Raw genomic sequence first — 11719 nt, forward strand, 5'->3', positions numbered from 1 at the left:
AAATGGCTATTTTTATATTTCGCATTGGGGAAAACGAAAAATGCTGGAGAGCACACGCCTTGATGAACCGTCGAATTAAAACAAGCTTACTGGCCGTAGCCGTGATTGCCGTACTGGCGGGCGGATATTATTGGTGGCAGCATCCAGCGGAACCGAATAAACAGCCGCAGGCCGAAGGTCAGCAGCAGCGTGGTCGCGGCGCAGGTGGCAAACGCCCCTTAGCGCCAGTGCAAGCCGCCGCTGCCACCACCCAAAGCGTGCCGTATTTCCTCAGTGGCCTTGGTACCGTGACCGCCGCCAACACCGTTACGGTGCGCAGCCGCGTTGACGGCCAATTGATGGCGCTGCACTTCCAGGAAGGAGAGCAAGTGGCCGCTGGCGCGCTGCTGGCGGAAATCGACCCACGCCCTTATCAGGTGGCATTAACTCAGGCGCAGGGCCAACTGGCAAAAGACCAGGCTACGCTTGCCAACGCGCGCCGCGATCTCAGTCGCTATGAAAAACTGGCGAAAACCTCGCTGGTATCGCAGCAGGAACTCGATACGCAACGTTCGCTGGTGAGCGAAACGCTCGGCACCCTTAAAGCTGATGAAGGCAACGTCGCCAGCGCCCAGCTCAATCTCACCTACAGCCGCATCACTGCGCCGATTGGTGGACGCGTCGGCTTGAAGCAGGTGGATGTCGGCAACTACATCACCTCCGGCGATACCACCGGATTGGTGGTGATCACCGAAACGCACCCCATTGACGTGGTGTTCAGCGTCGCCGAGAACAACATCAGCCAAATCCTCAAAGCGCAGAAAAGCGGACAGCCGCTGATTGTCGAAGCCTGGGATCGCAGCAACAAAACGCTGCTGACCAGCGGCACGCTGTTGAGCCTCGATAACCAGATTGATGCCACCACCGGCACCATCAAACTCAAAGCACGCTTCAGCAACGAAGATGACACGCTGTTCCCGAATCAGTTTGTCAATGCGCGTCTGAAAGTGGACACCTTGCAGGATGCGGTGGTGATCCCCACCGCCGCGTTGCAGATGAGCAACGACGGTCACTTTGTCTGGGTGGTCAACAGCGACAACAAAGTGAGCAAAAAACGCGTCACCGCCGGTTTGCAGGATAGCCAGAAAGTGGTGATCAGTGCGGGCCTCGAAGCAGGCGAACGCGTGGTGACCGACGGGCTCGATCGCCTGACGGAAGGTGCCACCGTTGAAGTGGTGGCACCGCAAAGCGCCGCGACCCACAGCACGCGCGCTGCGCAGCCCGCACGCGGAGAGCGTCAATAATGCAGGTGATGCCTCCTGACAGCAGCGGTGGACCTTCGCGCCTGTTTATTCTGCGCCCGGTCGCCACCACGCTACTGATGATCGCCATTCTGTTAGCCGGCGTGCTCGGCTACCGTTTTCTGCCGGTCTCCGCGTTACCTGAAGTCGATTATCCGACCATTCAGGTGGTTACGCTCTATCCCGGCGCTTCTCCCGATGTGGTGACCTCTTCCATTACCGCGCCGCTGGAACGCCAGTTTGGCCAGATGTCTGGCCTGAAGCAGATGGCGTCGCAGAGTTCGGGCGGCGCGTCGGTAGTGACATTGCAGTTTCAGCTGACGCTGCCACTGGATGTTGCCGAGCAGGAAGTGCAGGCAGCGATCAACTCCGCCACCAATCTGCTGCCGAGCGATCTGCCAAATCCACCGGTCTACAGCAAAGTAAATCAGGCCGACCCGCCGATCATGACGCTCGCCGTCACCACCACCAGTATGCCGCTCACGCAGGTGCAGGATATGGTGGAAACGCGCGTGGCGCAGAAGATTTCTCAGGTTTCGGGCGTGGGTTTAGTCACGCTGTCGGGCGGGCAACGTCCTGCGGTGCGCGTGAAGATGAACACCCAGGCGCTGGCCGCGCTCGGCCTGACCAGCGAATCGGTGCGCACCGCCATTACTAACGCTAACGTCAATTCGGCGAAAGGCAGCCTCGACGGCCCAACGCGCTCAATTACGCTGTCCGCTAACGATCAGATGACCTCGGCGGAAGATTATCGCAAGCTGATCATCAGCTATAACAACGGCGCGCCGGTGCGACTGGGCGATGTGGCGACCATCGAACAAGGTGCCGAAAACAGCTGGCTGGGCGCCTGGGCGAACCGTCAGCAGGCGATTGTGCTGAACGTGCAGCGCCAGCCCGGCGCTAACATCATCGCCACCGCCGATAATATTCGCGCCATGCTGCCCGGATTAACCGCCACGCTGCCGAAATCGGTGGAGGTGAAACTGCTTACCGACCGCACCACCAACATCCGCGCTTCGGTCAGCGATACCCAGCACGAACTGATGCTGGCGATGGGTTTGGTGGTGATGATCATCTACCTGTTCCTGCGTAACGTTCCGGCGACCCTCATTCCCGCCGTCGCCGTGCCGCTGTCGCTGGTCGGCACCTTTGCCGCGATGTATTTCCTGGGCTTCTCGATCAACAACCTGACGCTGATGGCGCTGACCATTGCCACCGGTTTTGTGGTTGATGACGCCATCGTGGTGATCGAGAACATCTCGCGCTATATCGAAAAAGGCGAAAAGCCGCTGACGGCGGCGCTGAAAGGCGCGGGCGAGATTGGCTTCACCATTATCTCCCTCACCTTCTCACTGATTGCGGTGCTCATTCCGCTGCTGTTTATGGGCGATGTGATTGGCCGCCTGTTCCGCGAATTCGCCGTGACGCTGGCGGTGGCGATTTTGATCTCCGCCGTGGTGTCGCTGACGCTGACGCCGATGATGTGCGCCCGCATGTTAAGCGCTGAATCGCTGCGCAAGCAGAACCGCTTCTCGCGGGCCAGCGAAGCGATGTTTGACCGCATTATTGCCCGTTACGGACGCGGCTTAACGCGCGTGCTGCTGCATCCGTGGATCACCTTGTCGGTAGCGCTCGGCACCTTGCTGATCACCGTGTTGCTGTGGATCATGATCCCCAAAGGCTTCTTCCCGCAGCAGGATAACAGCATTATTCAGGGCACCTTGCAGGCGCCGCAGTCGGTCTCTTACGCCAACATGGCAGAGCGCACGCGCGATGTCGCCTCGATCATCATGAAAGATCCGGCGGTGCAGAGCATGACCTCGTTTGTCGGCGTCGATGGCACCAACGCCGCGCTCAACAGCGCGCGCCTGCAAATCAACCTGAAGCCGCTGGATGAGCGTGACGATCGCATTCCGGCCGTGCAGCAGCGTCTGCAACAGGCGTTAGCCAAAGTGCCCGGCATTTCCCTATGGCTGCAGCCGGTGCAGGATTTGACCATTGATACCCAGGCGAGTCGCACGCCGTACCAGTTCACGCTGCAATCGGGTTCGCTGGAGTCGCTGAGTTTGTGGGTGCCGAAACTGCTGGCGCAACTTAACACGCTGCCGCAACTGCGCGACGTCAGCAGCGACTGGCAGGATCAAGGTCTGGAAGCTTTTGTAAGAGTCGATCGTGACAGCGCCAGCCGCCTCGGCATCAGCATGGCCGACGTGGATAACGCGCTGTATAACGCCTTTGGCCAGCGCCTGATCTCCACCATTTACACCCAGGCTAATCAGTATCGCGTGGTGCTGGAGCAGAACAGCGACGCCACGCCAGGACTGGCGAGCCTCGACGGCATTCGCCTGACCAGCAGCGACGGCGGCAGCGTGCCGCTTAGCGCCATCGCGCAGATTGAGCAGCGCCACGCCGCGCTCAGCATCAACCATCTCGACCAGTTCCCGTCGGCGACCTTCTCGTTTGATGTCGCGGAAGGGTATTCGTTGGGCGATGCGGTGAAAGCGGTGAGCGCAGCGGAAGATCAGGTAGGCATGCCCGCCGAAATGATGACGCAGTTCCAGGGCAGCACGCTGGCCTTTGAAGCGGCGCTGTCCAGCACCGTGTGGCTGATCGTGGCGGCGGTGGTGGCGATGTATATCGTGCTCGGCGTGCTGTATGAGAGCTTTATCCATCCCATCACTATTCTCTCGACGCTGCCCACCGCCGGTGTCGGCGCGCTGCTGGCGCTGATGCTGAGCGGTAATGAGCTGGATATCATCGCCATTATCGGCATTATTTTGCTGATCGGTATCGTGAAGAAAAACGCCATCATGATGATCGACTTCGCGCTGGCAGCGGAACGTGAGCAAGGCATGCCGCCGCGCGAGGCGATTTATCAGGCGTGCTTGCTGCGTTTCCGCCCGATTCTGATGACCACATTGGCGGCGCTGCTCGGTGCACTGCCGCTGATGCTGAGCACCGGCGTTGGCGCGGAGTTGCGTCGTCCGCTGGGCATCGCCATGGTGGGCGGTTTGGTGGTGAGCCAGGTGCTGACGCTGTTCACCACGCCGGTGATCTATCTGCTGTTTGATCGCCTGTCGCACGCTACGCGCCGTCGCTTTAAGCGCCCGGAGGCGCAGTCGTGAAGTTTTTCGCGCTGTTTATCCATCGTCCGGTCGCCACCACCTTGCTGACGCTGGCGATTGCGCTGGCCGGTATTCTCGGCTTCCGTCTGCTGCCGGTGGCGCCGCTGCCACAGCTGGATTTCCCGGTGATTTTGATTTCGGCTTCGCTGCCCGGTGCGTCGCCGGAAACCATGGCGGCATCGGTGGCAACGCCGCTGGAGCGCTCGCTGGGGCGCATCGCGGGCGTCAGCGAAATGACCTCCACCAGCTCGCTAGGCAGCACGCGCATCATTCTGGTGTTCGATTTTGATCGCGACATCAACGGTGCGGCGCGCGATGTGCAGGCGGCGATCAACGCCGCGCAAAGCCTGCTGCCAACCGGCATGCCGAGCCGTCCCAGCTATCGCAAAGCCAACCCTTCCGATGCGCCGATCATGATCCTGACGCTGACCTCGGACATTTATAATCCCGGTCAGCTGTATGATTACGCCTCAACGCAACTGGCGCAGAAACTGTCGCAGATTGAGGGCGTGGGCGATGTGACGGTCGGCGGCAGTTCGCTGCCGGCGGTGCGCGTTGAACTCAATCCGCAGGCGCTGTTCAACCAGGGCGTATCACTGGATGCGGTGCGCACCGCCATCAGCAACGCCAACCAGCGCCGTCCGCAGGGCGCGATTGACGATGTGCAGCAGCGCTGGCAGTTACGTACCAACGGAGAATTGCAAACCGCCAGCGAATATCAGCCGCTGGTGGTGCATTACAACAACGGTGCGGCGGTGCGCCTCAGCGATGTCGCTAACGTGCAGGATTCGGTGCAGGATGTGCGCAACGCCGGGATGACCAACGGTAAAGCGGCGGTGCTGCTGGTGGTGCGTAAATCGCCGGAAGCCAACATCATCGATACCGTCGACCGCATTCGTGGCGAATTGCCGGAACTGCATGACGTGATCCCCGCCGCCATCGATCTGCAAATTGCGCAGGACCGTTCGCCAACGATTCGCGCCTCGCTGCATGAAGTGGAGCAGTCGCTGATCATCGCCGTCGCGCTGGTGATTCTGGTGGTGTTTGCCTTCCTGCGTGACTGGCGCGCCACGCTGATCCCCGCCGCTGCGGTGCCAGTTTCATTGATTGGCACCTTCGCCGCCATGTATCTGTGTGGCTTCAGCCTGAATAACCTGTCGCTGATGGCGTTGACCATCGCCACCGGTTTTGTTGTCGATGACGCCATTGTGGTGCTGGAGAACATTGCGCGCCACGTCGAAGCGGGCATGAAACCGCTGCAGGCGGCGCTGACCGGCGTGCGCGAGGTCGGTTTTACCGTGCTGTCGATGAGCCTGTCGCTGATTGCCGTGTTTCTGCCGCTGCTGATGATTGGCGGCATTATTGGTCGCTTCTTCTCGGAGTTCGCCATTACGCTGTCGGTGGCGATTCTGATCTCGCTGTTTATCTCGGTCACGCTGACGCCGATGATGTGCGCCTATCTGCTGAAGCCGCAGGTCAAGCGCAGCCAGCCGCGTCTCCGCGGTTTTGGCAAGCTGCTGATGAAGGTGCAAAACGGCTACGCGCGCTCATTGGGTTGGGTGCTGAATCACGCCATTTGGGTGCTGATGTTGCTGCTCGGCACCGTGGCGCTCACCGTTTGGCTGTTCATCTCGATCCCGAAAACCTTTATGCCGGAACAGGATACCGGCCGCTTACAAGGATTTATCTCGGCGGATCAGAGCATTTCGTTCCAGGCGATGCGCGGCAAGCTGCAGGATTTCATGAACATCATCAAAGCCGATCCGGCAGTGGATAACGTCACCGGCTTTACTGGCGGTTCACGTACCAACAGTGGCTCGATGTTCGTCTCGCTCAAGCCGCTCTCCGAGCGCAGCGAAAGCGCGCAGGAAGTGATTGCCCGGCTGCGTATCAAGCTGGCGAAAGAGCCCGGTGCCAATCTCTATCTCAACGCGGTGCAGGACATTCGCATTGGCGGACGTGAGTCCAACGCCAGCTATCAGTACAGTTTGCTGTCGGATAACCTGAATGATTTGCGCGAATGGGAGCCGAAAATCCGTCAGGCGTTCGCCGCCCTGCCCGAGCTGGCGGACGTCAACTCGGATCAGCAGGACAACGGCAGCGAAATGAATCTGACTTACAACCGTGAAAGCATGGCGCGGCTCGGCATTGATGTCTCTGCCGCTAATGCCCTGCTGAATAACGCCTTTGGTCAGCGCCAGATCTCCACCATTTATCAACCGCTCAACCAGTACAAAGTGGTGATGGAAGTTGATCCGCGCTACACCCAGGACATCAGTTCACTCGATCAGATGTTTGTGATTAACAGCGACGGCAAAGCGATTCCGCTGAGCTGGTTTGCCAAGTGGCAACCGGCCAACGCGCCGCTGTCGGTGAACCACGAAGGCTTGTCGGCGGCGTCCACCGTTTCCTTCAACCTGCCGGAAGGCGTATCGCTGTCGCAGGCGTCTGAAGCTATTGACCGCACCATCACCGCGCTTGGCGTGCCCTCCAGCGTGCGCGGCAGCTTTGCCGGCACCGCGCAGGTGTTCCAGCAGTCGCAATCCAATCAGCTCTACCTGATGCTGGCGGCGATTGCGGCGGTGTATATCGTGCTGGGCATTCTGTATGAGAGCTACGTGCATCCGCTGACCATTCTCTCCACGCTGCCGTCGGCGGGCGTCGGCGCGCTGCTGGCGCTGGAGCTGTTCAACACGCCGTTCAGCCTGATTGCGCTGATCGGCATTCTGCTGCTGATCGGTATCGTGAAGAAGAACGCCATCATGATGGTCGACTTTGCGCTGGATGCCGAGCGCAACGGCAATCTGTCGCCGCGCGACGCGATTTTCCAGGCGTGCCAGCTGCGTTTCCGCCCGATTCTGATGACCACGCTCGCCGCACTGTTTGGCGCACTGCCGCTGGTGCTGACCAGCGGTGACGGCGCGGAGCTGCGTCAGCCGCTCGGCATCACCATCGCCGGGGGTTTAGTGATGAGCCAGCTGCTGACGCTCTACACCACGCCGGTGGTCTATTTGATGATGGATAAGCTGCGGCGGCGTAAGAAAAAGGTTCAGTTAACCGCTGAATGACCTGCTACATACGCTTGCTATGTAGCATGAAGAGCGTAAACTTTAACCCGTTCATTACTGTGGAGGTTTATATGTCACAAGGTACCGTGTTCACCAGCAACAGGACACAAAACGTTCGCATTCCAGCAGACGTTCGTTTTCCTGATGATGTAAAAAACGTCACCGTCAGAGCGATTGGCAAGGAGCGCATCCTCACGCCCATAGAGAACGCCTGGGACAGTTTTTTCCTCGACGGTCCGACGGTGAGCGATGATTTTATGGATGAGCGTGCTTCGCAGGAACAATCTGAGCGGGAAGCGTTTTAATGCATCGCTACATGCTGGATACCAATATTGTTATCTACGTCATCAAGCGGCGGCCGATTGAAGTGCTCGAACGTTTCAACGCCAATGTCGGCCGGATGGTTATCTCGACGATCACCCTGGCGGAGCTGTTTCACGGCTCAGAAAAGAGCGCCTTTCCTGAGCGGAACCTACGTACCGTTGAAGATTTTGTCTCACGCCTTGATGTGCTGAATTACGATGCCAAAGCCGCTTTCCACTATGGCGCTATCCGCGCAGAGCTTGAGAAAAATGGCACGCCGATCGGCCTGAACGATCTTCACATCGCCGCTCATGCACGCAGTGCCGCCCTGACGTTGGTATCGAATAATTTGCGTGAATTTTCACGCGTGAATGGGCTGATCTGCGAAAACTGGATCTGACATAACGGGTACCTGCATGTCACCTCAAAACGCCACCGTGCGCTGGCAGCTGTGGATCGTCGCGTTTGGCTTCTTTATGCAGGCGCTGGATACCACCATCGTCAATACCGCGATCCCGTCGATGGCGCGCGATCTCAACGTCAGCCCGCTGAATATGCACTCGGTGATCGTCTCTTATGTGCTGACCGTGGCGATTACGTTGCCGATCAGCGGCTGGCTGGCGGACCGTTTTGGCGTGCGCAATATCTTCTTCTGCGCGATTGTGCTGTTCAGCATCGGCTCGCTGCTGTGCGCCTTCTCCGCCACGCTCGATGAGCTGATTATGGCGCGCGTGGTGCAAGGAATTGGTGGCGCGATGATGGTGCCGGTTGGCCGCTTAACGGTGATGAAAATTGTGCCGCGCGAGCAATATATGTCGGCGATGACCTTCGTCACCACGCCGGGACAAATTGGTCCGCTGCTTGGCCCGGCGCTGGGCGGGATTCTGGTGCAGTACGCCAGCTGGCACTGGATTTTCCTGATCAACATTCCGGTTGGCATCATTGGTGCGATTGCCACGCTGACGCTGATGCCGAATTACACCATGCAGACGCGGCGCTTCGATTTCCTCGGTTTTGTGCTGCTGGCCGTCGGCATGGCGACCTTAACGATGGCGCTGGATGGTCAGCGCAGCGCCGGCGGATCGCCGCTGTTGCTCGGCTTACTGATTCTGGTTGGGGTGTTTTCGCTGTTGTTCTACCTGATGCACGGCCGCAACAACGATAACGCACTGTTCAGCCTGAAACTGTTTGATAACCGCATCTATTCAATTGGCCTGATCGGCAGTTTTACCGGCCGCATCGGTAGCGGCATGCTGCCGTTTATGACGCCCATTTTCCTGCAGGTCGGCCTCGGCTACAGCCCATTCCACGCCGGATTGATGATGATTCCAATGGTGCTCGGCAATATGGGGACTAAGCGCGTGGTGGTGCGCATCGTCAACCTGTTCGGCTATCGCAATGCGCTGGTCGGCGCGACCCTGGCGCTGGCGCTGGTGGTGCTGCTGTTCCCGCTGGTGGCGCTGCTGGGATGGATTTGGCTGCTGCCGGTGGTGTTACTGCTGCAGGGCATGGTCAACGCCATCCGCTTCTCTTCGATGAATACCCTGACGCTAAAGGAACTGCCGGACGATCTGGCTTCCAGCGGCAACTCGTTGTTATCGATGATCATGCAGCTGTCGATGAGTATTGGCGTCACCGTGGCCGGTTTGCTGTTGGGCTCATTTGGCCACGGCGTGGTAGCCGACAGCGCGGCGGCGCATCAAACCTTCATTTACACCTATCTGTGCATGGCGCTGGTGATTGCGCTGCCGGCGCTGGTGTTCTGGCGCGTACCGAAGGATGTCAGTAAAAACGTTGACCTTAGAGGCAGGAGCAAAGGATGAAGCGGCCGGTAAAATGGGGCATTGGCGCCAAGCTGTTTGCGGCGATTTTTTCCACTTGCATGCTGGTGATCATCACCATGCATTGGGGCGTGCGGCTCAGCTTTGAGCACGGCTTTGTGGATTACATCAAAAAAGGCAACGAGCAGCGCTTAACCCTGCTGAGCGATGCGCTGGCCGATCAGTATGAACAGCACGGTAGCTGGGATTTTCTGCGCAGCAATGACAAGCTGATTTTTTCTATTTTGCGCTCGCTGGAGCAGAATCCGGGCAGCGTGAATCAGTTACCGCCGCACGGCTGGCGCACGCAGTTCTGGATTATCGATCAGCAATACAAAGTGCTGTCAGGGCCGCGCCAGCCGGTGCCGCCGGAAGGTACCCGGCGCAATATCACCACCAGCAACGGCAAAATTGTTGGCTGGGTGATTGCCTCACCGGCAGAACGTCTGACGCGCAGCACCGACATCAACTTTGATCAGCAGCAGCGACGCACCAGCTGGATGATTGTGGCGCTGACCGGGTTACTCGCCGCGCTGGTCACCTGGCTGCTGGCGCGCGGTTTACTGGCACCGGTAAAACGGCTGGTGGATGGCACGCACCATTTGGCGGCGGGCAATTTCGCTACCCGCGTGGAAGTCGGCAGCAGCGATGAACTCGGCCAACTGGGCCGCGACTTCAACCAGCTTGCCAGCTCGCTGGAAAAGAACGAAAGCAACCGCCGCGCCTTTATGGCCGACATCTCCCATGAACTGCGCACGCCGCTGGCGATTCTGCGCGGTGAGCTGGAAGCGATGCAGGATGGCGTGCGCAAGCTGACGCCGGAAGCCATCAGTTCATTGCAAAGTGAAGTGGTGGTGCTGACGAAACTGGTGGAGGATCTGCATCAGCTGTCATTATCTGACGCAGGCGCCCTCGCCTATCGCAAGCAGCCGGTTGATCTGGTCACTCTGCTGGAAGTGGTGGCCGGCAGCTTCGGCGAACGCTATCGCAGCCGCGGCTTAGCTCTTAATCTGGCGTTACCCGCGCAGGCGGAGAGCTTTGGCGATCCCGATCGCCTGATGCAGCTGTTCACCAATTTGCTGGAAAACAGCCTGCGTTACACCGACAGCGGTGGCGCGGTGCAGCTCTCGATGCAGCTGGCGGGCGAAAACTGGCAACTGCGGTTTGCGGATAGCGCGCCGGGCGTTGATCCGGCCCATCAGGCACAATTATTTGAACGATTTTTCCGCGCGGAAAGTTCACGCAATCGCGCCAGCGGCGGCTCTGGGCTTGGCCTGGCGATCTGTAAAAACATCGTGGAAGCGCATGACGGCAGCATCAGTGCGGATCACTCTGATTTAGGTGGACTGCAAATCACGCTAAACTTGCCGTATGTTCCTCACTAGACGCCACTTATGAGCCCGGAAAATAGCGATCCTCTGATCCTTGTTGTAGAAGATGAACCCAAACTGGCGCAGCTGATGATTGATTATCTGCAGGCGTCCAACTATCGCACGCACCACATTGCCGACGGTAACGCGGTGTTGAGCTATGTTCAGCACACGCCGCCGGACCTGATGCTGCTGGATTTGATGCTGCCCGGCCGCGACGGCTTAACGCTGTGCCGCGAAATTCGCCGTTTCTCGGAACTGCCGATCATCATGGTGACCGCGCGCACCGAGGAGATTGATCGCCTGCTGGGGCTGGAAATCGGCGCGGATGACTACATCTGCAAGCCGTTCAGCCCGCGTGAAGTGGTGGCGCGCGTCAAAACCATTTTGCGCCGCGTCAAACGTTCGCCGGAAGAGGCGCAGCAGGAATCGCCTTTGCATATTGATGAAAGCCGCTTTCAGGCCAGCTGGCGTGAACAACAGCTGGAGCTGACGCCCGCCGAATTTCGTCTGCTGAAAACGCTGGCGCTGGAGCCGGGAAAAGTGTTCTCGCGCGAGCAGTTGCTCAATCATCTCTACGACGATTACCGCGTAGTCACCGATCGCACTATCGACAGTCACATCAAAAACCTGCGCCGCAAGCTGGAAAGCCTCGATGCGGAACAGCCGTTTATCCGCGCGGTGTACGGCATGGGGTATCGCTGGGAAGCGGACGTCTGCCGCTTGCTGTAGCCTGCAACGGCTTACATTGAT

The 11719-nt window shown here is 58.9% G+C and carries 8 protein-coding genes; all 8 read left to right on the top strand.

Annotated features, from left to right (window positions below; translation table 11 throughout):
* The first annotated feature begins 62 nt into the window (after nt 1-62).
* The 8 genes from PO881_RS12530 to baeR all read left to right on the top strand — a co-directional run bounded on the left by PO881_RS12530 (nt 63) and on the right by baeR (nt 11698).
* The gene (locus tag PO881_RS12530) at nt 63-1283 is read left to right on the top strand and encodes an MdtA/MuxA family multidrug efflux RND transporter periplasmic adaptor subunit (protein ID WP_110866640.1); all 1221 of its coding nucleotides are present in this window, start codon (nt 63-65) and stop codon (nt 1281-1283) included.
* On the top strand, nt 1283-4405 hold the full coding sequence (locus PO881_RS12535) for an MdtB/MuxB family multidrug efflux RND transporter permease subunit (RefSeq protein WP_280171869.1): 3123 nt from the start codon (nt 1283-1285) through the stop codon (nt 4403-4405). Before PO881_RS12530 ends, PO881_RS12535 begins: the two co-directional genes overlap by 1 nt.
* A complete protein-coding gene (gene mdtC / locus PO881_RS12540; RefSeq protein WP_280171870.1) occupies nt 4402-7473 on the top strand; it encodes a multidrug efflux RND transporter permease subunit MdtC in 3072 nt (1023 codons plus the stop codon). Before PO881_RS12535 ends, mdtC begins: the two co-directional genes overlap by 4 nt.
* A 71-nt stretch (nt 7474-7544) precedes the next feature.
* Complete coding sequence (gene vapB, locus PO881_RS12545) at nt 7545-7778, top strand: type II toxin-antitoxin system VapB family antitoxin (RefSeq protein ID WP_101763423.1); 234 nt, start codon at nt 7545-7547, stop codon at nt 7776-7778.
* The gene (locus tag PO881_RS12550; protein WP_061717750.1) at nt 7778-8176 is read left to right on the top strand and encodes a type II toxin-antitoxin system VapC family toxin; all 399 of its coding nucleotides are present in this window, start codon (nt 7778-7780) and stop codon (nt 8174-8176) included. Before vapB ends, PO881_RS12550 begins: the two co-directional genes overlap by 1 nt.
* A gap of 16 nt (nt 8177-8192) precedes the next feature.
* Entirely contained in the window at nt 8193-9599 is a 1407-nt protein-coding gene (mdtD, locus tag PO881_RS12555; RefSeq protein ID WP_280171871.1) for a multidrug transporter subunit MdtD, read from the top strand.
* Nucleotides 9596-10981: a two-component system sensor histidine kinase BaeS gene (gene baeS, locus PO881_RS12560; RefSeq protein ID WP_101763347.1), complete on the top strand. Its 1386-nt coding sequence runs from the start codon at nt 9596-9598 to the stop codon at nt 10979-10981. The genes mdtD and baeS overlap by 4 nt, the downstream gene beginning before the upstream one ends.
* Before the next feature lie 9 nt (nt 10982-10990).
* A complete protein-coding gene (baeR, locus tag PO881_RS12565) occupies nt 10991-11698 on the top strand; it encodes a two-component system response regulator BaeR (protein ID WP_101763346.1) in 708 nt (235 codons plus the stop codon).
* Nucleotides 11699-11719 lie beyond the last annotated feature (21 nt).

It is taken from the genome of Pantoea sp. SS70 (assembly GCF_029866845.1).
Taxonomy (GTDB): Bacteria; Pseudomonadota; Gammaproteobacteria; order Enterobacterales; family Enterobacteriaceae; genus Pantoea; species Pantoea leporis.

Bases quoted from the DNA above. Each gene is read 5' to 3' on its own strand.
- PO881_RS12535 (WP_280171869.1), top strand. From the start codon at position 1,283: ATGCAGGTGATGCCTCCTGACAGCAGCGGTGGACCTTCGCGCCTGTTT.
- baeS (WP_101763347.1), top strand. From the start codon at position 9,596: ATGAAGCGGCCGGTAAAATGGGGCATTGGCGCCAAGCTGTTTGCGGCG.
- PO881_RS12550 (WP_061717750.1), top strand. From the start codon at position 7,778: ATGCATCGCTACATGCTGGATACCAATATTGTTATCTACGTCATCAAG.
- PO881_RS12530 (WP_110866640.1), top strand. From the start codon at position 63: ATGAACCGTCGAATTAAAACAAGCTTACTGGCCGTAGCCGTGATTGCC.
- vapB (WP_101763423.1), top strand. From the start codon at position 7,545: ATGTCACAAGGTACCGTGTTCACCAGCAACAGGACACAAAACGTTCGC.
- mdtD (WP_280171871.1), top strand. From the start codon at position 8,193: ATGTCACCTCAAAACGCCACCGTGCGCTGGCAGCTGTGGATCGTCGCG.
- baeR (WP_101763346.1), top strand. From the start codon at position 10,991: ATGAGCCCGGAAAATAGCGATCCTCTGATCCTTGTTGTAGAAGATGAA.